The sequence below is a fragment of the Pararhodonellum marinum genome (assembly GCF_015354735.1).
GTDB lineage: Bacteria > Bacteroidota > Bacteroidia > Cytophagales > Cyclobacteriaceae > Pararhodonellum > Pararhodonellum marinum.
The window spans coordinates 493497-518461 of the sequence record NZ_JACEFJ010000002.1 but is presented as its reverse complement, the minus strand read 5'-3'; the positions used below and the strand labels follow the sequence as shown (position 1 = coordinate 518461).

Here is a 24965-nt window from a genome sequence, read left to right as displayed (position 1 = left end):
TTATGATAATTCAAATCTAAATGATCAGTCGGAATCATTTATTATCGTTACTCTTATCATTTGTATGGATTACCTCTGGGGCACAAGAGCTCCCATTCGTATACTACACCCCAAACAATGAATTGAATGCTCTTCCTTCTGCTATGGTAACTAATGTTTACCAAGACAAGGAAGGTTTTATATGGCTGAGTGCATTTTCTTCAGGATTGATAAGATTCGATGGTTCCAATATGGAAATCTACGGTCAGCAGGATGGTTTGGTTGACCTTGGAACGTGGCAGCTTCTTGAAGATGGTGCAGGTCACCTTTGGGTTTCATCTAATTCTGGTCTTGTGGTATCTGAAGAACCTATTCAAAACTACCAGCAAGGCAAACGGATCAAATTTACCTCCACTTATCAAGGTATCCCTTTAGTAGGGGATGCACTTACCATGAACCAATTCACGGTAGACAGTAAAGGTAGGGTATGGGTTGGTCCGGATGGTAAAGGGCTATTGATCTATGAAATAGATGAGTCAGATTCCCTTTCTGTTCAAAGTAAATCCAGCGATCTTTACGGGTCAGGTGTTTTGCAAATCAAATCTTTGATCCCCTATCAAGAAGGTGCTGTAATTGCAGGTTTGGAAGGGGGCAGAATCGTTAAATTTTCAGATCATGAACCCATAGAACTGTATAGCGGGGATAAAAATTCTGGGGAGGAAAATTTTTTAGCTTTATTTGAGGACCAGGATAAACAAATCTGGGCTTACAAACAAAATGGAGAAGTCGTTTTATTCAAGAATTTTAAAGAAAGTCCAATTTTCTTAGCTCAGATTCAGCCTTCGAATATCGCAAGTATCACCTCTTTTCAAGACAATTCAATTTGGGTAAGCAACGGGGCTTCCGGCATCATCAAATTCAATCAATCCACTGGTGAAAAGACGGGAGCCTATCAGCGATCAAATGGACTTTTAAGTGTCAACGTCTTTCAAGTCCTCAAGGACAGAGAAGGCAATATGTGGGTGGCACAGTCAGGAGGTATTTCCAAACTACGTTTCAACTACAATGCCTTTGAAAATTTTTCGGCAAGATCTATCTCAGGAGAAAAGCCTGTATTGCCATCCGAAAGGGTAAATAGTGTACTCATAACTGAAAGAGGACTTAGTCCATGTCGGTTTTGGGTAGGCACTGAGGGCGGGGCGACCTGTGTGGATAACAGCGGAGATTCGCAATACATCACCCAAAAAGAAGGATTATTAGGGGATTGGGTCAATGGATTAGCCATGGATCCTCGAGGTAGGATCTGGATCGCCACCACTCAGGGATTAAATGCTATCGCCTTTAATAGCAAAGATATCCTAGAGACCGCTCAAAATATCCGCAACATCACCCTTTTCGGCACCCAGGCCTATTTATTTTCGATTCCAAATAGCCCTCCCTTTCTAGCTGCTGAACATTTAAGCATCAAAACACACGCTACTCAAAATAAAGTAGAATCAGTTTGGTTCCCAGGCTTGAAAAGTTTGTATGGGGTGGTGCAAAGTAAAATCTATCACTTTGGCCCCGAACATGGTCTTCCTAGCTCCATTTACAAGTCGGTTGCCTATGATGAAGCCGGACATTTGTGGGTAGGAACATTGGATAAAGGCCTATACAAAAGTATTCAACCCATCAGTTTAGAATATTTGGAAAATATTACCAAGTCTCCAAGTGACATTACGCTTTTCAAACCTTTTTGGAATATTGATAATGGAGCACCAACTAACCACATCGAAAAGCTTCTTTGGCAAGAGGATAAATTATGGGTAGGCACCCAGGAAGGGCTATTCGCTATCAATAACCTATCTGCAGAAATCATACATAGAATAAATAGTTCAAATGGCCTACCTTCAGATAATGCTATTAGTTTTGCTGAATCCATTTTAACCAGGAATTTTTGGGTCGGAACAAACAATGGATTAGCTGAAGTGGATCCAAGGGAAGCTAAGGTACTCAAAACCATCAGCCGGCAAGATGGTCTTATAGATAATGAGGTTTGGTTGTATGGTTCAGTTCAGGTAGGCTTGGATGGAGAAGTTTATTTTGGCACTGCCAACGGACTATCTATCTACATTCCTTCGCTTGATAGGCCCAATGAAGTGCCTCCAACCATTCAGCTGACATTGGTTGATATCGTTTATCAAAGCAGAGGAAGAAATGAGGTGACTTTCGAATATTCGGCACTTAGTTTTGCCAACATAGCTGGGGTACGCTATCAAACTAGGCTCAAAGGGTATGAAGAGAATTGGACGTCTCCTTCTACCGTCAAAAGGTTGCGCTACACCAACTTGCCGGCATTCTTTTTTCCTAAGAAATACTCTTTGGAAATTATGGCCATCAATGAGAGTGGGGTGTCTTCAGAAACACCATTGCAGTTTGACTTTTTTATAAAACCAGTACCTTGGCTTAGGTGGTATGCTATGTTATTTTATGTGGTCTTGATAGGGTCAATTGTTTTTGCTATTGATAAATACCAGAGATATAGGTTGACAAAAAAAGAAAGAGATGCTGCAAGGATTAGAGAAGCAGAACTACATGCTGAGGCAGCTAATGCAAGATCAATGGCAGCCGAAGCTGAAGCCAAGGCCTTAAAGGCGGATGTGGAAAAGAAAGCCTTAGAGATCGAAAAAATCAAAGAACTTGAAAAAGCTTATCATGAATTGAAGTCCACACAAAACCGCCTGATCCAATCAGAAAAAATGGCCTCTCTGGGCAGGCTCGCCACAGGGATTGCACATGAAATCAAAAACCCCCTCAATTTCATCAATAACTTTTCTGAAGTTTCCGTAGAACTTGTAGAAGAGTTGGATCAAGCCCTTAAGTTGGGAGATTTGGGAGAAGTGGAATATGTAATGGGCCAGCTTAAGGAAAATACTTTAAGAATAGAAAAACATGGAAAAAGAGCAGATTCAATCGTTCATTCCATGATGCAACATGCCCGTGGCACCCAATCCACTGCTGAACTTTTTGACATCAATGATCTGGTGAAAAAATATACCGATCTCGCTTACAATGGGAAAAAAGCGCAAAATCAGGAATTCAGCGGCAATATCGAATATGGTTTTGATCCCAATATTCCCAGAATAAAAATTGTAGGTCAGGAAATAGGTCAAGTATTAATGAACCTTATTGGAAATTCAATGGATGCCACCCGAACCAAAAAGCAATTGCTCAATGAAAGTTATGAACCTAAAATAAAAGTAATCACTGGAGTCAAAGATGGAATGGTTTACATCTCCGTGTCAGATAACGGTCCAGGTATTCCTGAAGCCATTCGAGAAAAGATTTTTGAGCCTTTCTTCACTACCAAACCTACCGGAGAAGGCACTGGATTGGGCCTTAGTCTTTGCTATGACATCATCACTCAAGGCCATGAAGGAAAGCTCCGACTCATACAAAAAGAAGGTGAAGGCGCTGAATTTGTGATCTATTTGCCTTCAAATTAACTAAAGCACACCTTCTTACCATGTTTCGAAATCCCCTCTGGTTGACAAACTTTTGCAAATTAGTTAATCGCTCTTCTAGCCTAGATTTGGACCAAAACCTTTTCCTGTTTTATTTTTAAAGAACAAAATGGTTTGGTTTCAAACTGTTCCTTACGGTAACACTTTTCTTTAGGGTTGATCTATTTAAAATTCCAGTCCTATTTTTCTTTCAGATTAACCTTTTTCAAACCATGAAACCGTTGGTTTTTTTTCTAATTGTGACTTGTCTTTTCATGCTACTCTATTCACAGCCTATATGGGCGCAGGAAGAAAGTAGGGTAGAGCAAGTATTTCGGGTTACCACTTTGGATGGCAATGAATTCATTGGGAAAATCATCCATGAAGATGATGAATCCCTTACCTTGAGGATCGGAGATTTCACCAAAGCCATCATCCAAAAGCACAGCATTGAAAGTATTGTCTTACTTACCTACCGAAGTTTGGTTGACGGTGTTCCATGGTTTGACAACTTCCAGGCCACCCGGTATTTTTTTAGCCCCAATGGCTTTGCTTTAGACAAAGGGGAATCCTACTACCAAAATGCCTGGATCTTGTTGAATCAAGCGACATTTGGGGTTTCAGATAACATTTCGGTATCTACTGGCATTATTCCACTGTTTTTATTGGGTGGCTCATCCACACCCGTTTGGCTCAATGTAAAAGCTTCTATACCTGTAGTCGAGGACAAACACCATATCGGAGTTGGGGCCTTAGTAGGGGCTGTGGTGGATAGAAAATCTACTGGCTTCGGGGTGCTCTATGCGGTGAATACTTTTGGCAACAAAGACCAAAACATCAATGTGGGTTTGGGATGGGCATTTTCTGGCAAATCTTCCATAAGTCATCCCATTATCAGTTTAGGTGGCATGTATAGAACCGGCCCCAAGGGATATTTTATCACTGAAAATTATTTTATTCCTTCGCCTGATATCCATACTGCCATCATATCAGTGGGTGGAAGAAGATTTATCAACAGGGTAGGTTTGGATTATGGCTTCATTATTCCCATAGCCAGTTTAGGCGGATTTCTAGCAATTCCCTGGCTTGGAATGACCATACCATTTTGAGGGAGAAAAGGAGGCCAAATGAAATCTCCCTAGTATGTTGGTTTTTGGGTTTGAATTTAACCTGATTTTTTGGCAGATTTAGAAATTGAAATCAAACCTAGAATACTCAATCATGGAATCCATCAAAGCCAACATTTCGATTTTTCCTTTTTTAATCTTTCTGCTTTTTAGTCCCTTCGTTTCAGCTCAAATCTCAAAGGTTGATAAAGCCTATGCCGAAGCCGAATCCAAAGGTTTCTCGGGCATTTTGCTTTTGGCAATAGATGGAGAAGTAGTGTTTGAAAAAGCCACAGGTTACCGATCTTACGAACAAAAAATCCCGCTTAAAGCTACCGATGTATTTGAAATGGCCTCGGTCTCCAAACAGTTTACAGCCATGATGGTGATGAAATGTGCGGAAAAAGGACTTTTGACTTATGAGGATGAGCTTACCGATTATCTCGATGTTCCTTATCCCGGCATCAGCATCAGGCAATTGCTGACCCATACCAATGGGCTACCGGATTATCAGGAGGTGATGGACAAGCATTGGGACAAAAGCAGAGTAGCTGACAATGGGGATATTCTGGAATATTTGAGGAAATACCAACCTCCCATGTTGGCCCAACCCGGAGAAAAATATGAATACAGCAATACCGCTTATGTTTTTCTGGCCAGTATCGTGGAAAAAGTCACCGGCAGGGATTTTATTGAGCTGTCAAGGGAATGGATTTTCCAACCATTGGGCATGGGAAATACCGATATCCGAACTTTGGAGGAAAAAGCCAAGGTTTCCAACTTTGCCGCAGGTCATCTGAAAAATGAAAATGGGAATTACGTCAATGCAAATAAATTCCATTCCTCGGATTATACGGTTTGGTTGGGGAATCGCAAAGGTCCAGGAAGGGTCAGCAGTACGGCTCAGGATTTATTGATCTGGGATCAGGCCTTGTATTCGGGCAATTTGGTAAACAATGAAACTATGGAATTGGCTTTTACACCTCAGCCATTGAATGATGGGAGCTTGAGTAACTACGGCTTTGGCTGGGATTTGGAAGAAGATGAGCATTTCGGTAAGATTGTCTCCCACACCGGAGACAACCCGGGGTACAAAACGCTGATCATGAGGTTTATTGATCAGAACAAAACCTTGATCTTATTGAATAACAATTACCATGAAGTCCACAACCAATTGATGGAAAGTGCTGTGGAGGCTTTGAGGAATAGGTAACCAAGTAAAGAGCATTTGAAATATTTAATCCCAAATGCTCTGAAAGTTCTGTTGTTTTACAATCCATTTTACTTGGAGGGTGGTTTGATTTCAAATCCCTGTCCTCTTACAACATTCAACATGTCATACCAATAACGCAAAAATTCAATTTTACCATCCACTATCCGCCCAGCTGTGTGATAGGGAACTACTATCGTTTTGCCAGTTTTTTTGTCCTGAATAGTATTGGTACCCCAAGACAAAACCCATTCTCCTTCGTTCCAATTGTTGGTGACTTTGACAGGTAGATAAAGCTCCTGGGAAAGGGTGTGTTTGTATTGATTGGTGCTATTGGTGTAATAATCTTTGTGTTGGGCCACTGTGAGCGAGTCCAATCCTCCTCCCAAGCCATAGATCATCGCATTTGAAGAGAATTGCGCATTCATGGTTGCTACATCTCCAGCCTGAAGTGCTTTGGTATATTTCTGCACCACCTCCAAAGCTTTTTCCGCATTCTGGAATTCCAGGGTCACCACTTGATCCTGTGCGTTTGAAATCATTGTCGTCAACATCATCAAAAATGCAAGGGACAACGTAATTTTTAAAATTTTCATGAAGAAAGAGTTTAAAGTTAAAAGATACATTACACTCTTAACTTCCCGAATATTAATCAGAAGACCAACCAAACTGGGACGAACGAACGGATTTACTGTCCCAAAGTACCTAAAAACTTTCCGAATAAAAATTGAGTTTTAAAATATAAAATTAGTTAAATTAATTTTTTGTAAAATTATATTCTTTATTTTTTAAAATATTAAAATAATGTTACTAAATTGTTTTGCATTGCACAAAACCACATACAACCGATAACTTCATTCAAATGAGAAAGAAAGCATACGCCTATTTTACTTGTTTCCTTTTCCTCTTTATCAGTGGGAATTCATTTTCTCAGTCTACCTTTATGCAATATAAGCATCCCTTAGATCCTCTTGACAGCAATGAGATCAAGATTGTCAAACAGGTTTTATTGAAAGAAAATAAGGTCAGAAATGACAGCAGTAGCCTGTATAGCATTATTAACCTACAAGAGCCACCCAAAAGTGAAGTGTTGGCCTATAAACCGGGAGATGATTTCAGACGTGAAGCATTTGCCTATGTGTATGATTATCCTGCGAATGCCTTGGGAAAAGCCGTCATAGATCTAAAGCAACAAAAATTGCTTTCCTTCGAAAAGATAGAAGGAAAACAACCCACAGGTGCTTTTAAAGCAGATTCCATCGCTTCCGAGATTGTCAAAAACAATTCAGAATGGATTGAGGCACTTGCGAAAAGGGGTATAAATCCCGATTCGGTGAAAGCTAGTTTTGGGAATTTTGCCGCTGATCTTGGACTTGCCCCGATAGGTAATCGGGAACTTATAATTTCTCCTGTTTACATAAATAAGCAGTTCAGTAGGATGCAGATTGGAGGAATTTACGCCTTTGTGGATGTCACAGACAAAAAAGTGCTAAAAGTAGTGGACACCGGAGGGGGTTGGTCAGAACCGGTGAAGGTGGGCTATTTCAATGGAGATTCCATCAAAATTGACATGACCGCTCCCAAACAAGTACTGATTACCCAGCCGGATGGGGTGAATTTCCGTATTGAAGGAAATCAGGTCATTTCTCCACTTTGGAAATTCAGATTCAGTATCCACAGCAGGGAAGGACTGGTGATTCATGACCTGCACTACTTTGATCAGGAACAAAAGAAGTGGCGCTATATCATGTATCGGGGCGGATTGGCGGAAATGATTGTAAATTATGGTTCCCCGGATTTGTTAAACGCTTCCAACAACTATTTTGACGTGGGAGAATTCAGGTTATTTCAGACAAAAGCCCGACCACTGACTTACGGTGCGGATGCCCCGGAGAACGCCACCTATCTGCCCGCTATATTGCACGATGATTTTGCCACACCCATTCTTTCAGATAGTGCCATTGCTGTTTTTGAAGAATTTGGAGGTGTATTGTGGAGGCATCAAAACCATGCCAGGAGGGCAACCGATCTCGCTATCAAATATTACATCACCGCAGGTAATTACGATTACGGGTTTAAATGGATTTTCAAAGAAGACGGTACCGTGGTCATTGTTACCGAACTCAATGGCATCGCGCATATCCGTGTCGTGGAGCGGGTTACAGATGATCCCGGAAGTGCTGACGAAGCCTATCAGGGCAATTATTTTGGAACAATTGTCGAGCCGCACGTGGAAGCCAATAACCACCAGCACTTTTTCATTTTCAGGCTTGATCTCGATATTGACGGACAGCACAATTCTGTGGGGGAAATGAACATGGTTGCTGTACCGAAAGGACCGGACAACCCTTACGGGAATGCCATTATTGGGAAAATGGACATGTTTAAGAATGAGCTTGAGGCCAAGCGCATGGCCAATGCTGCCAGTAGCAGGATGTGGATGGTCATGAACCATCATGTGAAGAATAAATTCAACCATATGTCCTCATACATGCTTATGCCAAGTCCGGGTGTGGTGCCATTGGCGGAGGTTGGGTCTTCTCTTTACAATCGGGCAGGGGCACTTTATCATCATTTTTGGACAACTCCTTATAAGGCTGATGAAATGTATCCTACGGGTGATTTCCCTGTCAGCAACCAAAAAAATGAAGGATTGCCTACATGGACGCAGCAAAACAGGAATATTGATAACACCGATGTGGTCGTATGGTATGTTGCCGGAGTCAATCACATCGTGCGTCCTGAGGAATGGCCCATCATGAATCAGCATACGGTATCGATTACCTTAATGCCCTTTGGCTTTATGTCAAAAAACCCGGTTTTGGGATTGCCCCCGGTTAAATTTCCGACAACAGCTAATTAAACCTGAAATATGCATTGGCAATTTTTTGGCGAGCTTTAATTGTTCCAGTGATTGGTTTTGTCTTGGTCAATGTCTCAATTTGGACTTTTGCGGTGCATGGTTGCCTGTTCATAGGAATAGGTCAGCTTGATCAAAACCGGTTCATCAAACATCCTTCCCAAAAACTGTAAGCCTGCCGGAAGGTTTCCGGAAGTAAATCCCATGGGAACGGTGAAGGCAGGTTGCCCGGTATGGGGAGAAATAATCTGACTGTTATCCCCTTTATATTCCTCTTCAAAAAATGTGATCCGGGCCGGTTTGTTATTCCAGGAGGGGTATACCAAAGCATCCAATTGCAATTCATCCATTTTATTTTCGATGGCCTCCCTAAAGGCCACTCTCCTGAGATCTGTATAGGCATCTCCACAAGGAATGTCAGGGTTTTCCCGACGCAGGGTATTGGATGACAAGCGCTCCATTCTGTCACTGGTATAGGCAGACTTTGAACCTATTCGCATGATATCTTCCAATGATTGGACCGTATCTCTCTTGACATGAGTCTTAAGAAAATCCTCCAAATCCAAACGAAATGTGGGACACCATTGATCCTGACTGAGCTTTTCGAAATCGGCTATTTCCACATTTTCAATGATTTCAGCCCCCTGTTCCTCCATATCAAACAGTGCTTTTTCGAAAAGAGTATAAACTTCATCATCAGGATTATTTTCAACCAGGTTTCTCAATACGCCTATTCTTGCACCCTTTAGTCCTTCCCTGTCCAGATACTGGGTGTAATTAGAAGGGATTTTTCCTTCCCCATAAAGTGTTAATGAATCCTGGGGATCATATCCTGCAATGACTTCCAACACTTTCACTGCATCTTCGACCGTCCTGCACATGGGACCTACCACATCATTTCTAAGATAAAGGGGTACTATTCCTTCTCTGCTGACCAGTCCCAAGGTAGTCCGGAAACCAACCAATGCATTGTGGGAAGATGGTCCACGGATAGAATTGCCGGTATCTGTTCCCAGGCCAATTGTCCCGAAATTTGAAGCCACGGAGGCACCTGTCCCCCCACTTGAACCTGCCGGAACATATTCCAAATTATAGGGATTTCTGGTAATCCCCACCGTGGAGCTTTCAGAATGCATGGGACTGAATGCCCATTCGGCCATATTGGATTTGGCGATGACAATCGCTCCGGCGGCTACCAGTTTTTTGATAATTAAGGCATCTTCCTCCGGATAAAAGTCCTGCAAAGCCAGAGATCCGGCTGTGGTGGGTAATCCTTTGGTATTGATGTTATCTTTTACAATCAGGGGAATGCCATATAGTGGACGAAGCGTTTTTGTTTCTTGAAACTCCTTATCCAAGGCTTTTGCCATTTCCATAGCATTGGAATTGACCATACTGATCGAATTGATGTCCTTGTCCATCTCTTCTATCCTATCCAAATAAGCCTGAACCAATTGTTGGCTGTTGAATTTGCCACTTTGGTATGCCACGTGGATGTCGGATATGGTAAGTTCTTTGAGATCCAAGGATTCCCTATTTGGGGTATCACATCCAAAGAAGGAAAATAGTATAAATATCCAAAGGCTGATTTTTTTGGGAAAATTTAAATGAAAGAGGATCATTGGTTTTTCGTAAGGTCTTGTTGAATCAATTCAATTGTTTCCAAAATACAGTTTATTAGTATTTTCAATTATTGCCGTTTAATTGCGCTTTCAGCGCAAGGATATTATCCTTGCATGTTTCTATTTTGCAAGGAGGTTAATCTTTTAAGAAAATGAAATAGATAAAATTCATCGGATGATTATATCCCGTACCCGCCTGAAGATCGGACAGGCCTAAAGGCACGGGGGGGTTGGTTAATTTGTTGTTCTACCCATATCGAGTCCCTAAAGGGACTAAATTTGATGAAAGCCTAAAATTTAAGGTTTTCTTGAAATGTATGCATCGCTTTTTAAGGTAAAAGAAATAATGCCATCAAATTGAATACAATGGTAACCGTTCTTTACACTTACAGCGTAGTCCCGTAGGGACAAAATATGGGTAGAAACCAGATACCGTAAATGGAATTAACGTGCCGTAGGTACGCCATATGATTTGTATGCGGATAGGTTCCTCATATATTCCGTACCCGCCTGCAGTCGGGCAGGCCTAAAGGCACGGTGGGGTTATCGCTGATCGTTTGTTCTACCTATATCGAGTCCCTAAAGGGACTGGTATTGAATTTCTTGTTAAGCAAAATGTTTTATCCAGGTTCTGTCTAAAGAGAGTGAAATTTTTCATCTATCCAGTCTTTTAATTTCGATGTCCATATCACTAATCAAGGAGGCGATCGATTTTCTTAGGTTTTCGTAAAAGTAGCCGATATAGGATCGTGTACGATTTTGCTGGGTTTTGATGAAATATAGGTACTCCTGATCATTTTTCAGAGATTCAAAATCCAAGGGAACCATGCTTCCATCAAAAGTATCTTTACCAGTAAAATTATATCCTGATTCAAACCTCCCCGGAAGGATATGCCTCATATTGTATTGCACTTCCGCCAACTCTTCTTGCTCTGCTTTTAGGAAAAAATCATATTGGGAATCATAGACAGCGATCAGCTTATTGCGGATATCGGTGTTGGAAATGATATCCAATCCTCTGGATTTAGCGGTTTCGAAGGAGCTGGTCGAGTGGACGAAATGCATGGGTAAAAGCGTGTAATTGAAGTGAAAAGTTAGGGAATCATGGTAGGAACCGTCATTTTCCAAAACTTCGAGTATCAGGTTTAATGCGTTCTGGCTTTTCCTGAGTTCATTCATATTGAAATTGATTTCCTCCAGATCGGTCGTCAATTCAGTCTTACAGCCTTTCAGAATTTCAAGTTCTGCTCTCTTTCGGTTTTTATTTTCCCCATAGTTTGATAGCTCAAAGGCACCCCAGATACCGATGATCAGCACAAGAATCTCAAAAAAGTATTCCGGCCATTTTTCTTTGAGGGTGGATAGGATTCGTTTCATGTGTTTATATTTTGTTTTTTAATTGCCACGTGGAATCTTCGCATGGAATATAATCATCCCTCTGTGTGTCGCTTCGGGTCATGTTTGATTTCATCATTTGAGTGCTTTTTGGATCAAATCTTTGAGTTTCTCGTTTTGGGTCAGGACTGTTTCTATATTGGATGCTGTATTTTTGGTTTTTATGGATACTTCCAAAAGCAATTGTTGGAATTCAGGTGTTTTGGAAATAAAGATTAACTCTGCTTTGTCGACAAAGTCAAAAGGTGTTCCTTCTTTTATTCTACTGTCACGGTTTTCAAACCAGTTAGCTAATTGGTGGACTTTATTGTTGGCTAAAAAAACACGAACTCTTTTTTCCAGCAATTCCGCATATTCTAAATAGGTAATATCAAGATCTTTTAAATACCTGGAGTAAGTGTTTATCTCTTTTCTGATGGACACAATTGATATTTTGTCGGCAACAAAAGGATCATTCTTAATCGCTATAGGATTATAATAGATCAGTCGTCTGATCAGATTGGGATCTTCGATTTCCAAGTCCATCCCTTTGACGCCGATTTCATAGAGTGATTGATGTAGGTTATTAATTTTACTTAAAATATCAAGATTATCATTGAAGGCGAGCGAATCCGCTCTTAAATCCTGGATAAGATTTTTTAAAACTATCTTTTCAGATTGCCTCGCCTTGTGTGCCTCATTTGTATTGTTGATTTGAAGGGCGATCAGGATCCCGATAACGACTAATAGGATTTCGCCAATGGCATAGGTTAGGTATTGGGTGATTCGGTTTTGCTGAAGGAGCTTTTGGCGGATTTTGCGGAAGAACTTGATCATAGGGTATCCGTTTTGTTTAGCTGTGTATCGATTCTTGCCAGGGAGCGCTGTGTGGAAATCACCATTTCTTCCAAGTTGCTGATCAAATCTTTGGCATTGAGAAGGCAAAGAGAAAAACCATTTTTATAAGCTGGATCGTCTAGCAATACTTTAATGACATCCGCATTTCTTGTATTTTTCGTTGCTTGCTCAACTCCACCCAATATGGCCATATAATCTTTGTAGGCTTGCCCCACATCCCCGGTTCGGAAGAATGGACCATAGAGGTATTCTTGGTAGTCGTAACGCATATGCTCCTGATCACCGTCGATTTTGTCATAGCTGAGCTCCATGCGCAGCAGTTCATTTTTCAAACTGTCGTCAGAAATTATGCCGAGGCTCCCCGAACTGATCATTTCCCTAAGGGTGCTGTTATTTCGGATAAATGGATCCCAATACAACACTTCCATAGTGTGGAAATTCAGAGAATCCGTATTGGTAATAGGCGCACCTTCAAAATAGCTGATCATCACTTTGGCAGATCGACTGGCCCTGCTGTACTGGTCGATGCTACGTTGGAGTTCATCGAGGTTGAGTAAGAGATCTGAGCGCAAGCCGTGGAGAAAAGCCGTCTCTCGTGCTTTGGTTTGCAGTGCTTCCCGGTAGTTATTTACCTGCAAGGCAATCAGAATCCCGATCACCACTAGCAGAATTTCGCCCAATGCGTAGACTAAGTAGCGGGTGACCCGGTTTTGGGTTAAAAGTTTTTGGCGGATTTTGCGGAAGAAAGAAATCATGGGCTAAATCTTTTTAAATCATCGAAAGGGTTATTTCGCACTGTTGCAAGGCTTGATCTACCGCAGTATATTGGGTGGCAAGAAAATTCATATAGGTTTGGTTTACATAAAATTTATCTTCCAACAAATCCCTGATTTCATCCGCGGTAGGACTGTTGATGTTCTCTAATTTTTGGCTGGCATAGTTCACTACCGATTGACCTTTTTCCTGTCCGATTTTGAGTTTTAGAATCAAGTCATCATAGGTATTGTAGAGCGTGACGATTTGTCTTCGTAAGGAAGGGTTTGAAACAAGGTTTAGCCCATTGTTTGAGAGTTCGTCCACCGTAGTGGAATTCGGCACAAAATCGATCAAAAGATTATACTGCATTAAAAAATGCGCAGTCAACGAATCCGGGTCTATGACGATGCCTTTCATATGACTTTCAAAAACTCTTTTGTAGCTGACGGCTATCTTTAGTCTTTCTTTTATTTCATTCAAGCGAAGAGAATCAGACCTTAAGTCCTGTTGAAGGTTGGTAAGAAAGGCATGCTCCCGTTTTGCATTTTTATTGGCTTCATTCCAATTATTGATACTTAGGGCGATTAATATCCCTATTACTACAAGGAAGATTTCGCCAATGGCGTATTTAAGGTAGCTGCTTATCTTGTGCTCTTCGAGGAGTTTTTGGCGGATTTTGCGAAAGAATTTGATCATTGATCAAGGTATTTTTGTATTCGGTTTGATAAAGTCAGGTTTGTTTCTTTATAGGTTTTAAGATTATTAAAAACCAATTCACTCTGATGGAGCAGATCTACCAGGAAGTTTAATACTTGAGGTTCTTTGATAAATTCTTTAAAATCCGTGGCATACTGATCACCAACTCCCAAACGGAAATCAGGAATAAATTGATAATTGGCACCGCGCTGAAGTTTATCTAATGGGTAAAATTGAGGGGCATCGTTAAAATCAAAGGCGCTGGCCTTTTGTTGGTAAATTTCCAAAGACCACTCTAAAAATTGTTTGGAATGGTAAGTGATAATTTCTTCTGAAAGTGTTTTATCCTCAATTTCCTGCAACAGACTACTTCCATAAAGTGTCTGGTAGTTGGTGTTAAACTTTGAAAATTTTCGAAATTCAAAAGTGTTAAGAAAATGTAGCCCTAGCTCTTGATTGGTATTGCTTTCCTTCCCTTGGTAATTTAAAAGAATTTGTTGAATGCCATTAGTAATATCACCATAGTATGCCTGCAGAAAATCAATGCGTTCAACTTCCAATTTCAAATCAGCCTGAATACCTTTTAAAAGCTGCTCTATTACTATCTTTTCTTTATTCTCTTCTTTTTGAATATTTAATTGAAGGGCTATAAGGATACCTATCACTACTAATATTATCTCTCCTACGGCATAGGCCAGATACCTAGTCACCCGATTTTGCCGAAGGAGTTTTTGGCGGATTTTGCGGAAGAATTTTAGCATGGATCTTTATTTGTTTTTCTCAACCCGTTTTTTCTATAAGCGATATTTCTCTTTGACCTCTTTGATCAGGTCTTCACTCTGAACTAGCTGCGCTTCATATTCTTGTATTGAGCGTCCCATCATTGTTCGAACCACGGCTATTTTGTTGATGAAAATATCTAGGGTTCGTTTGTCCGAAATTTTAAGATACATTTCCCGGGTGATAGACTTGTTGAACCGTAACTCTCCCGTCACTTCAAAATTCAATATCTCAGCACCTAACGGGACAAGTTCCCACTCCGCTTTCTCAATGAGTTCGTCCCGAAATAGGGTTTTCCTAAGTTGATTGTCATAAGCATTCATTTGATTCACCAAACTCTGTTCAAAGAATCGGAGTGTTCCGGAGGATTTCATTTGGGTATAGGTCCCATCTGTGGGAGAAAAAGGGAAAGTGGCGAAGGTTGCTGTCATTTTCCGGAAGATGGCCAAAGTATCCCACGTATTTTGGGGACTGTTGAAAATTTCCATCAGAGATGAAATTTCGACTTCTTTATCTTTGTTGAATCGTATGGCTGAGTGCAAGGCGGCTTTATCCTGTTCCAGATCTTCCAACATAGATTGTGCGAGGACTTTGGCACTCTTGTTTTCGACGTAGGATTCCCTTTGGTTTTCTACAAAAAATCCAAGGGAAATTGCCAAAAACAGCATAAAGAACTCCTTGAAATAAGATGACCAGTTTCTCTTTTTAGAGACGATTGTCTCCTTGGGATTGCGCTCTTCAATACTCTGATCTTGATTTATGGATTGCTTTTCCATGGTCAGTTGAGTTTATATTCTGAATGAATTAATTCCAATAAGCGCGCTGCGTCAGACTTTAAGGATTCCGCCCGGAGGCTATTGCCTTTGGTCATTTTGGATAGATAGTGGATTTGAAAAGCAATCTCATTGATGACCCCAAAATCAGCTGTGATCAATTGGGGATTGGTGGTCGGCATGACGAATCTCATTTCTGAATCCATCGTAGAGTTCAATTCTGCGGAATGGAAGACCCTTCCTCCCATTTCGCGAAAGGTGGATTTGGTTCTGTTGTCATTCTCGTCCCATTCCTCCAACACCCTCACCTTTTTCTCATATTTGAGCAATTCATTGACTACATTTCTTTTCCGAAGCAGCCGAAGGTTCCCGGTATTTTTGAGCTGCTGTATGGTGCCATCCGAATAGAAAAATGACTGGTCATTAAATACCTGCCTCGCCAAAAAATAAATCTGATTTCCCATTATACTTCGTTTTTCTGATAGCATCATTTCAGCTAAAGAGTCCATCAGTACGCTCTTTTCTTTTCGGAAGGAGATATACCCGCTAAGGTTGGTTGTGTCCGTTTTTAAGTCTTCTATCAAAGAGAGGATATATTCTTTTTCAATCTTTTTTGCACTCAAAGACTCTCTGTAATTCTCCGCAAGGAATCCACAGAAGACCGCCAAAAACAGCATAAAGAACTCTTTAAAATAGGATTTCCAGTTCTTCTTTTTCAAAGAGTTAATTACCTCTTTGTTGGAGAGGTCTTTCCCGCTTTCAGCTATTTCTTGATTTTCTTCCATCCCCTTAATTTTCCAGTGTGACAAACAACTGCGATTGAATCAGCCAAGTCCCTGAGGCTTTGGTCCATTGGGCGGAATATTTACCTCCCACTACAGCCTCATCCGAACCTTCTACATATCCTTTCCAGGTTCCCGTTTCCCATGCCAGCATGGTTTTGGGATTGACCAGCACTTCATCCGGAGTCCGGATCCAATACATTCTCGGGCCAATCGATTCTTGGATATACTTGATCAATTCTTTTTTTCCGGAAATCAAAGTGCCTGCCCCTGTGGTGATCAAGGCGTCTTCTGTGGAAAAGCTCGCATTCAATACCTCATCAAAAGCACGAAGGGCCTGATTGGAAGCTTCTCTTTGGGATAGAATTTTAGAGATCTCCTTATTTTGACCAAAAGAAATCTCCGGAAGTAAAAGGAGCAAAATGATTATAGGAGCAACCAAAATTTTCATTTTCTTCTATTTTTTGATTTGACCATAATATCCAGATTTTCAGCGATTCTTCAATTTTCTATAGACCTTTCCCAAAAAATACACCACCGTCAAAACCACAATCAAGGTCAGCATTCCTTGGATCTCAAATCCCGTCAAATTGGAAAGGAAAAAAAGAATAATACCTGCTGAAATGATAGGAACAGTATAACCAAAAGGGATTTTGAAACCTCCATTATCTAAATCCTTCTTTCTGCGAAGACCGATCACCGAGAGCGAAACGCCAAAATAAAGCAACAATACACTTGAAGCGGCGATTACGGCCAGTTGTCTAAAGCCTCCTATAGTGGCAAGGGTAAAACCCAGCCCACTGTACAGCAAAATCGCCAAATAAGGAGTTTTGAATTTGTGGTGGATAGAAGCCAACCTACTGAAAGGAATCACCCCATCCCGGGAAAGTCTAAAAATCACTCTTGGATTATTCAGGATCTGCCCACTGACCATTCCAAACATGGATATCCCTGTTCCAACAAAAAGAAAGGTATATCCTACGGGTCCAAAAACAACTTTAGCAGCTTCTGCCAGAGGTGCTTCTTTTAGATTTGGAAGGTCATTGCCCAAAATTCCCTGAGAAACCAATTGGATAAGTATGTAGAGCAATAACACACCCGAAATCCCTATAAAAATCGCACGGGGTACCGTCTTTTGTGGGTTTTTGATTTCCCCTCCAATCGACAGGCCCGCATCCCCACCCATAAAAGCAAAAAATAAGATCAGGGAAGCCTCTCCCAATTTTTGGATGGTCGGTTCAGATTCCCAAGATAAATTGACCCATTGCACATCTTTCCAGCCAAAGCTTATAAGGAGCAATAGTGGAATCAATTTTGCGACGGTAGTGATTTTGACCAGTCCAATTCCCTGTTTGACACCAATGACATTGAGGATGGCCAAGCCTGAAAATAAAAGAAAGAGGGAAAATATTCTAAGAGGCGGAGTCTTGAAAATCGGGAAAAGCAATGCCATAATCTCCACTAGGGCATTGGAAACTGCCGCATCTGCAAAAATACTTCCCATCAAAGAGAATATTGAAACCAAAAATCCCGGATAAGCCCCAAAGGCAGTCTCCACATAAGCGTATCCTCCACCGGAATGGGTCACCTTACTCCCCACCTCTGCAAAACAAAGCATGACCAAACCGATCAGCAATCCACAAAACAGGTAAGCCAAGACCCCGGAAGCCCCCATGGTTTCGGCGATGATGGCAGGCAAAACAAAGATGCCCGCTCCCACCATGATATTGACAATATTGGCTGAAAGTCCCCATACCCCAACTTCCCGTTTTAATCCTTCTTGGCTTGTTTTCATAGGGCTAGTAAAAAATTAGGAAACTGGATTTTTTCATAAAAAACAATTCAAGTTGAATAAGGATTGGGCTTTGCTGATATGGATAAAACTTTGATGAATTCAGTTTGGATTAAGATAGAAAAATGGAATCTTCCAAAGCGCTGACTTAGGACGAAGTGCAGGATTTTCTGTCCCAATGAGGGGATTTATTTTCCGAAGGAGGGTTGATTTTAGCCCTAATTTGACTGTTCAACAATTGGTAAAAACAGCCTGTTTTTCTTTTCGTTGGCAGGATAACATAAAAATGGGCTCACATCATCTACCATTTCTTCAATGTTTGTACGTGCATCCAAGTCCCGGATTCGATCGCTTAACTGCCCGGAATTGGATACGCCTAGTTTCATGCGCAAGTAATCATAATTTGGCTTCACAGATTTGGAAAGCAGAATAACGATATCATAAAAATTTGGAAGCATAGGGCCCATCGAAAAGGATCTCCAATATTTTGTACTGCAAATATTCGCACAATACAAATGCTCGGTATATCTGCAAACCTTCGGGATACGCTGAAAGAATTTCAGTAAGTTAGCCAATAATTTTATTCAGCAAATTGAAAATTAATCATTGGGAACTTATATTAAAATCCTTATCCTTTCAAGTTGATGGCATCTTCCAAAATTTTTACCAATGCCGAAGTTTCTTCTTTTATTTGTTTGAGCATAATCATACAATCTTTGTTGATCCAATAATGAAGGGCGGCATTTCGCAGGTAGATTTCTTTATTTGCCCTAAGATCGTCAGCCAGTTTGTCAGTAGATTCTACTGGAAAAAGGAATGAGGTAATAGCAGTATCAAAAATTAAAGCATCTGTATGGATAAATAATGGGGCATCAATGGGCATGGCCCAATCAGCATTTATCTTATAGTCCCATTCCACAGCTTGGTAACTTTGGTAGTGGGTAACAATTTGGTCTCTTAATCCGGTATCCTTAATAATGCCCAGGTTTCCGGTACTGGACAAGTCCTCATAGGTGGAAACGGAAGGATTGAAGCGGGGATAAAGTGAGCCATAAATCATAAATTCACTTGCACTGTGAACCAATAGAGAATCACTGCTATCCGAATCTTTGAATGCATTGCTGAAATTGGCAATTTTCTCATTGTTCTTTTCCAGCCGCTCAATTTCGGCTGCGAAAGTAAGCACATCACTTTTGTTTTCCCGGATCAATCTGTTGAGGTATGACTTTTCCTGCTGGTCAAGTTTTCTGTTCTCATTCCAAGTATTGATCTGAAGCGCAATCAATATCCCGATCACTACAAGTAAGATTTCGCCAATGGCGTATTTGATATAATTTGCAATCTTTCCTTCATGCAAAAGTTTTTGGCGGATTGTTCTAAAGATTTTTAGCATAGGAATCAGTTATTTGATGCTTTATAAAAACATTGTCCCTTTAGGGACAAAATATAGGTAGAAACAAAAAGATGAACAGAAACGGCGTGCCTTTAGGTACGCCATATGATTTGAAATGCTTTAAGGTTCCTCATATTATATCCCGTACCTAAAGGCACGGTGAGGTCATCGTTAATCTTTGGTTCTACCCATATCGAGTCCCTAAAGGGACTATTAATGCAAATCACCACACGCACTTTTTCTCCAATTGAGGATTTGAAATAGATGCTCACCTTATTTCCCGCCTGTCCGGCAGACAGGTTTCGGAATAGTTTGATCATATCTTAATCATTAAATTTCCTATGGTAAAGATCTTTAAAGCTTTTTATTGATTCAACTTTAAATCCTGTGCCGCTACTATCTGCCACTTTTTATCTCTGTATATCCAGGTATCGGTCCAGATATTGGTTGTGCTGGTAGAGTCGGCTATTTTTGTCCAGGTCTCATTACCCTGTGCCACAGCGGCCTCTCCGTAAAATCTTATGGTAACATTGAAAACCTTGGGTTTGTAAGATCGGTTTGCTTTCATTTTAGACTCACGAATCAAGGTTTGTTTGTCATAAAGATCACCCCTTAAACTTACTCCCACGAAGTCATCTGCTACAATCCGATCAATTACTAAGGAATCGCCCTCATTTATCGCATCTGCCCATTCTTGTGCAGATTTTAAAATATAGGCGTTGGCTGATTCATAATCCATTTTCTCAGAGCAAGAGAAAAGCGTTAGAACTGTTAGAATTGTTAGAAAATTTGATTTTATTTTCATGAATTTTTTAGGAGGACGGGTGTATTATTTTCGAAATTATGCTTAATCTTCAAAGGCCCACTGATCTTTCAATGCAGCCATTCCTCCAAGAATCAGCCATTGACCATCCACCTTTTTCCAGGTATGGGTAAACTTATAAGTCCCTTTTTTGACTATATTATTTCTTGTGTCTGTCCAGAAATAATCTGTGTCGTAGAATACCATCACCACATCTTCGATTGCATTTGATGCCTTTTTGTGAAGGATATAGCTGAATTTCAGATCCGAGTCTTTGTGCAAATCAGGGATCCAAGTGGCAATTTTACTTTTGTCAGAAACCCCATCCCCAAAACTCGGATACCCGATAAAGTCCTCATGCCAAAGTGTTTTATAGGCGATAGTATCAATGTTCTGAACATACTCCCAATACAGTTCTTCCATGTGCCAGGCTTCATCCTCCATTTCAGTTTTACTCAAGGTGGGTGCTGATTTTTCATCCTCTGGAATTTTGGAGTTATCACTACAACCTGCTGCTGCCCCTAATGAACATAGTGCTGCCAAAAAAAAAGAAGTAATTTTAAAGTGTTCATATATAGCCATTTTCAGTTTAATATTTAAAGTGAAAATACGGTGGTGCATCAACCCTCATTCCCTGTCAAGAGCCATAATTGTTTGCAAAAGGACATTTGCTCCATTAGCTATATCGGCTGCCTTGGTAAACTCCTTGGGTGAATGACTGATACCTCCTACACTTGGCACGAAAATCATCCCCATCGGAGCGATAGTGGCCATCTGCTGCGAATCATGCCCTGCCCCACTTTGCATATTCTTGTATGTCAAACCCAACTCTTTTGCCGACTGCACTATCTTATCCTGAATAGCTTTATTCGATAATGCAGGTGACATGTTAAGGATTTGATTGAAAGTAATTGTTGTTCCATCTTCCGCTGCGATGGCTGCTGCCCGTTTTTCTATCTCCTGAAAAAGTGTTCTGATTTTATCCTGAGACAGGTCTCTGATCTCCAATCCGAATACAGCTTTTCCCGGGACTACGTTATAGGCTCCCGGCTGTGCGGAAATTTTCCCTACTGTACCAACCTGTTTACCTTTATGACTGCTTATCACTTCATTGCATGCGATAATGAGTTTGGCGGCTGAAAGCATTGCGTCTTTCCGCAGATTCATCGGAGTGGTGCCCGCATGGTTGGCAAAACCTTCCACCGTTACATCCCATTCGTCTATTCCGACTATACCTTCCACCACTCCAACTCGTATATTTTCCTTATCTAAAATCCCCCCTTGCTCTATATGGAGTTCTACAAATGCAAGGAATTCTTCTTTATTTCGAATACAGGATGTTAAATTATGGGTATCTCCGCTTATAGCTTTTATGCCTTCTGCTATCGTTAGGCCACTTTGGCTCATCAGTTTTAGGTTATCAGTAGTCAATTTGCCGACAAGGGCTTTGCTACCAAAAGTCCCTCCTTCTTCATTGGAAAAAATAATTATTTCCAACGGATGATCCGTGACAATTTTATTTTCATTCAACACCTCAATTACCTCCAATGCCACAAGAGAACCCAAAGTGCCATCGTAATCCCCTCCATCAGGTACCATGTCAATATGTGATCCAAAAGCAATGGTTTTCAATGAAGGATTTTTTCCTTTTCGCTTTCCCAGAATATTTCCACCACTGTCGATGGATACCTCAAGACCTGCATTTTCCATCAGCTGCATAAACCATGCTCTTCCCTCTATGTCGCCTTTGCTGTATGCAACCCGGTACCCGCGACCGTTCTCGTCCCTTCCATATTTGGCCAGTTCAAAGATGCGGTTTTCAATTCGGTCTTCGTTTACCCTCAGTTTTTGATTCAATGTGAACCCTTCACTTCTTGAGTCGACTATACCAAATGCTGTGACACTAAGAGCGGTCAGGGAGGAGTTTTTGATGAAAGTTCTTCGTTTCATGTTTTGTCAAAATTGGTTGTTATCAATTTTCATTTTTTAAACTTTTATAGCTATTCTTTCAGCTTTAAAAATCTAGCTGCATTATCATAGAATATACCTTCTTTATCCTCTTCGGTGAGGAATTCGAGACTATTTAAAAAATCAATTGATTTACCTATTGCATATGGCCATGTCATTTGGTCTGAGCCAAACATGACCCTGTCCAGATAACCGGCATGCTTAATGTTTCTGAGGAACTCTGTCACATAGCGCTGTGTATTGGGTTCGACCCATAGCAACACAGCGATATCAGTGTAGAGCTGGGGATAATAGGCCATCAGTCGGATGGCATGCTCAGGCCAGTCTTCACCTCCGGCATGCATCATGTAGATTCTGAGTTTCGGATAGTTGACCAGCACATCTTCAATCAGGTAGGGATCACCTAATTGAAGTCTTGCTTTTGGGGCCCAGCTGTAAGTGCCGCCCGGGTCTCCATCACCAGTATGCACGGCTACAGGAATATCATATTTTTCACAGATTCTCAGATATGGTTGCCATTCGGGATCACTTAGCGTGGTTCCGCTGTAATAGGGTCCTAATTCCCCGAAAATTTCAATTTCTCCGGCTTTGACCATTTGTTCAAACTTGGTAATATCCATCCCATGATCGTCAGGCAAAAAACTCAAAATACCCCGGATTACTCTGTTCTTGTCATCCTTATCCTTCCAATTTTTCACACTTTCAGGATTTCCACTGACCATGGCTTTCACGATATTGAATCGTTCAAATGCCGCAAAAGTCTCCATGCGATGTTGCTCGGCATTAACAGATCCTTTCACACCATAGTGATCTCCTGCGGCTTCACGCTCACCAAAGTCACTGTCTGTGTAAGAATGAATGTGCATGTCGATGATTCTCGTTTGCGCCTGGACGATAAAGATTTCCGGTAGTAAGGTGAGGAAGAGAAGAAGTTTTTTCATAATTTGTTTTTAATTAAGCGCTGGTGGCAGATATAGTAAAGGTTGAATAAATTCAGCAATGAACGTTACCTATTTCTTTTGAGGATTATAGGCCCAGCATTCCATTTCTACCCGGGCACCCAGGGCAAGGCCATTTACTCCCATTGCTGAGCGTGTAGGATATCGGCCTGGTTCGAAATAACCTGCATATATTTTATTGAAGGCCTGCCACTCGGACATGTCAGCCAGCATTACTGTGCATTTGAAGACATCCTCCAGGCCCAGGCTGTGGCTGGCAAGTGTTGCCTTAATGCGCTCGAACATGCGGTGTGTTTCAGGTTCTATGCCTCCCGGCACGGGGCCGGTTCCATCTCCATTATCTCCGATCTCACCTGAAAGAAAAAGGATATCCCCTACCTGTACTGCACTGGAGAAAGGATAGGGAAGTTCGGAAGGGGTAAACACCGGAGATTGATTTATCCCATCAATGGCTATTCCTGTTTCTTGATCGTAATTATACGATTCAGTAAAACCGGCCGTCTCCTTTTGATTATTTGTACAGCCCAAGATGAGCGCAAGAGTAATTAAAACAGGTGTTGATAAATATTTCATAGTTATGGTTTGCTATTTAATAGTAAGATGATGACTGGCTTTTGCTGTCGTTCTTTATCCAATTCTGGGGTTCGTATTTTTGTCTCATATTTCATGATTTATCAAGGGTATTTGTGCAATCCGGCAGGTATTGGATTTACTTTATAATCCCTCTAAAAATCTAATTATTTCCACATAGGCAGTGACTAGTTCTTCCTCTGTAGGACTATGCTTGCCATTGGGTATAAACACCATAAAATCTTTATTTTTTCTCTTATAGCCAGGATTTTTCCACTATGTTGTTCGGGGCATTTTCAGTGTACTTTTCATCGCAATTATCATTTTTTGCTCATAATTCATTAAAAATTGCGATGTTCAGTCCGTTTTAACTTTTGATTTCTTTCATACTCAGATCTCGAAACTGTTTTTATAAATTCGCTTTATGTTGTCCGCCATCCACAGCCAGACAGGTTCCAACAACCCAACTGGCACAAGGTGATACAATGAATGTCGCTACCTTGCCTATTTCGTCCGGAGTTCCCAGTCTTCCGGAGGGAATCGCATTAAGTGCCCATTCGTATAAAGGTGGATTTTGTGTTTTGGTTAATTCCCAAAGTCCATCGGGAAACTCTACTGAACCTGGAGCGAGCGTATTAACTCTGATATTTTTTGGTGCCAATTGAATAGCCATTGTTTTAGAATAGCTAATTAGAGCCGCTTTTGCCGCGGCATAGGCAGGAGGCGAACCCGCTTCAAGTCCCGAACCTGATGAAATGAACAAAATATTTCCACTGCCCGCCTCAAGCATCCAAGGGATCACTTTCCTTGTGCCTCGCACACTTCCTAATAAATCTACATTGATCGATGTTTCCCAGTCGCTGAAATCATCTCCCAAACTTAATGCTGAAACATTATTGACTAAAATATCTATAGTTCCAAACTGGTCTTTTACTTGGTCAAGGAAATCATCTAACTGTTTGGTGTTTCCTACATCGCAGGTTAATGCGATGATCTTTACGCCTTTTTTTAGCAGTTCTTTTTCGGTCTTTTTTAATCCTGCCTCACCACGGGCACAAATGGCCACGTTGACACCTTCATCGGCAAGATTTAATGCAATGCTTCTCCCTATGCCCTTACTGCCACCTGTAACGATGGCGTTTTTTCCTTTGAGTAGTAAATCCATGGTTTTTGTTTTTTAGTTATTCAATTAGTTGAAATCTT

Annotated in this window: 24 protein-coding genes; 4 read left to right on the top strand and 20 right to left on the bottom strand. The window is 41.0% G+C overall.

Annotated elements, in window-relative coordinates:
- Nucleotides 1–20: 20 nt before the first annotated feature.
- From H1A14_RS06075 to H1A14_RS06065, 3 genes are all read left to right on the top strand, one after another.
- Nucleotides 21–3464, top strand: coding sequence for a sensor histidine kinase (locus H1A14_RS06075; RefSeq protein WP_194775322.1), 3444 nt, complete (start codon nt 21–23; stop codon nt 3462–3464).
- Between the two features lie 230 nt (nt 3465–3694).
- Nucleotides 3695–4570 carry a hypothetical protein gene (locus H1A14_RS06070; protein WP_194775321.1) on the top strand — a complete coding sequence of 292 codons (876 nt, stop codon included), beginning with the start codon at nt 3695–3697 and terminating at the stop codon, nt 4568–4570.
- Nucleotides 4571–4682: 112 nt separating this feature from the next.
- Nucleotides 4683–5780 (top strand): serine hydrolase domain-containing protein, encoded by a 1098-nt coding sequence (locus H1A14_RS06065; RefSeq protein ID WP_194775320.1) that lies wholly within the window; start codon nt 4683–4685, stop codon nt 5778–5780.
- Between the two features lie 68 nt (nt 5781–5848).
- Here the strand turns inward: H1A14_RS06065 and H1A14_RS06060 are convergent, their stop codons facing one another.
- Nucleotides 5849–6373: a nuclear transport factor 2 family protein gene (locus H1A14_RS06060; RefSeq protein WP_228527605.1), complete on the bottom strand. Its 525-nt coding sequence runs from the start codon at nt 6371–6373 to the stop codon at nt 5849–5851.
- Nucleotides 6374–6639: 266 nt separating this feature from the next.
- On the opposite strand from H1A14_RS06060, the gene H1A14_RS06055 reads away from it, so the two are divergent.
- Nucleotides 6640–8640 (top strand): copper amine oxidase, encoded by a 2001-nt coding sequence (locus H1A14_RS06055; protein WP_194775319.1) that lies wholly within the window; start codon nt 6640–6642, stop codon nt 8638–8640.
- A 74-nt stretch (nt 8641–8714) separates the two neighbouring features.
- On the opposite strand, the gene H1A14_RS06050 is transcribed toward H1A14_RS06055, so the two are convergent.
- The 19 genes from H1A14_RS06050 to H1A14_RS05960 all read right to left on the bottom strand — a co-directional run bounded on the left by H1A14_RS06050 (nt 8715) and on the right by H1A14_RS05960 (nt 24927).
- Complete coding sequence (locus H1A14_RS06050) at nt 8715–10163, bottom strand: amidase (RefSeq protein WP_317174854.1); 1449 nt, start codon at nt 10161–10163, stop codon at nt 8715–8717.
- Nucleotides 10164–10913: 750 nt separating this feature from the next.
- Nucleotides 10914–11636: a hypothetical protein gene (locus H1A14_RS06045; protein WP_194775317.1), complete on the bottom strand. Its 723-nt coding sequence runs from the start codon at nt 11634–11636 to the stop codon at nt 10914–10916.
- A gap of 93 nt (nt 11637–11729) precedes the next feature.
- Nucleotides 11730–12470 carry a DUF6090 family protein gene (locus H1A14_RS06040; RefSeq protein WP_194775316.1) on the bottom strand — a complete coding sequence of 247 codons (741 nt, stop codon included), beginning with the start codon at nt 12468–12470 and terminating at the stop codon, nt 11730–11732.
- Complete coding sequence (locus H1A14_RS06035) at nt 12467–13246, bottom strand: DUF6090 family protein (RefSeq protein WP_194775315.1); 780 nt, start codon at nt 13244–13246, stop codon at nt 12467–12469. The genes H1A14_RS06040 and H1A14_RS06035 overlap by 4 nt, the downstream gene beginning before the upstream one ends.
- A gap of 13 nt (nt 13247–13259) precedes the next feature.
- Entirely contained in the window at nt 13260–13943 is a 684-nt protein-coding gene (locus H1A14_RS06030; protein ID WP_194775314.1) for a DUF6090 family protein, read from the bottom strand.
- Entirely contained in the window at nt 13940–14704 is a 765-nt protein-coding gene (locus H1A14_RS06025) for a hypothetical protein (protein ID WP_194775313.1), read from the bottom strand. The genes H1A14_RS06030 and H1A14_RS06025 overlap by 4 nt, the downstream gene beginning before the upstream one ends.
- A 33-nt stretch (nt 14705–14737) precedes the next feature.
- The gene (locus H1A14_RS06020) at nt 14738–15499 is read right to left on the bottom strand and encodes a hypothetical protein (RefSeq protein WP_194775312.1); all 762 of its coding nucleotides are present in this window, start codon (nt 15497–15499) and stop codon (nt 14738–14740) included.
- A 2-nt stretch (nt 15500–15501) separates the two neighbouring features.
- Nucleotides 15502–16281 (bottom strand): hypothetical protein, encoded by a 780-nt coding sequence (locus H1A14_RS06015; RefSeq protein ID WP_194775311.1) that lies wholly within the window; start codon nt 16279–16281, stop codon nt 15502–15504.
- 4 nt (nt 16282–16285) lie between these two features.
- A complete protein-coding gene (locus H1A14_RS06010; protein WP_194775310.1) occupies nt 16286–16729 on the bottom strand; it encodes a YybH family protein in 444 nt (147 codons plus the stop codon).
- Nucleotides 16730–16768: 39 nt separating this feature from the next.
- Nucleotides 16769–18073 carry an APC family permease gene (locus H1A14_RS06005; protein WP_194775309.1) on the bottom strand — a complete coding sequence of 435 codons (1305 nt, stop codon included), beginning with the start codon at nt 18071–18073 and terminating at the stop codon, nt 16769–16771.
- A gap of 215 nt (nt 18074–18288) precedes the next feature.
- Nucleotides 18289–18456: a hypothetical protein gene (locus H1A14_RS06000; RefSeq protein ID WP_194775308.1), complete on the bottom strand. Its 168-nt coding sequence runs from the start codon at nt 18454–18456 to the stop codon at nt 18289–18291.
- A 242-nt stretch (nt 18457–18698) separates the two neighbouring features.
- Nucleotides 18699–19463, bottom strand: coding sequence for a DUF6090 family protein (locus tag H1A14_RS05995; RefSeq protein ID WP_194775307.1), 765 nt, complete (start codon nt 19461–19463; stop codon nt 18699–18701).
- Nucleotides 19464–19555: 92 nt separating this feature from the next.
- Complete coding sequence (locus H1A14_RS05990) at nt 19556–19783, bottom strand: hypothetical protein (RefSeq protein WP_194775306.1); 228 nt, start codon at nt 19781–19783, stop codon at nt 19556–19558.
- 44 nt (nt 19784–19827) lie between these two features.
- On the bottom strand, nt 19828–20268 hold the full coding sequence (locus tag H1A14_RS05985) for a nuclear transport factor 2 family protein (protein WP_194775305.1): 441 nt from the start codon (nt 20266–20268) through the stop codon (nt 19828–19830).
- Between the two features lie 42 nt (nt 20269–20310).
- Complete coding sequence (locus H1A14_RS05980; protein WP_194775304.1) at nt 20311–20847, bottom strand: nuclear transport factor 2 family protein; 537 nt, start codon at nt 20845–20847, stop codon at nt 20311–20313.
- Between the two features lie 45 nt (nt 20848–20892).
- Nucleotides 20893–22215 (bottom strand): Zn-dependent hydrolase, encoded by a 1323-nt coding sequence (locus H1A14_RS05975; RefSeq protein WP_194775303.1) that lies wholly within the window; start codon nt 22213–22215, stop codon nt 20893–20895.
- A gap of 50 nt (nt 22216–22265) precedes the next feature.
- The gene (locus tag H1A14_RS05970) at nt 22266–23174 is read right to left on the bottom strand and encodes an amidohydrolase family protein (RefSeq protein WP_194775302.1); all 909 of its coding nucleotides are present in this window, start codon (nt 23172–23174) and stop codon (nt 22266–22268) included.
- A gap of 69 nt (nt 23175–23243) precedes the next feature.
- Entirely contained in the window at nt 23244–23765 is a 522-nt protein-coding gene (locus H1A14_RS05965) for a RidA family protein (protein WP_194775301.1), read from the bottom strand.
- 406 nt (nt 23766–24171) lie between these two features.
- Nucleotides 24172–24927 carry an SDR family NAD(P)-dependent oxidoreductase gene (locus H1A14_RS05960; RefSeq protein ID WP_194775300.1) on the bottom strand — a complete coding sequence of 252 codons (756 nt, stop codon included), beginning with the start codon at nt 24925–24927 and terminating at the stop codon, nt 24172–24174.
- Between the last annotated feature and the right edge of the window lie 38 nt (nt 24928–24965).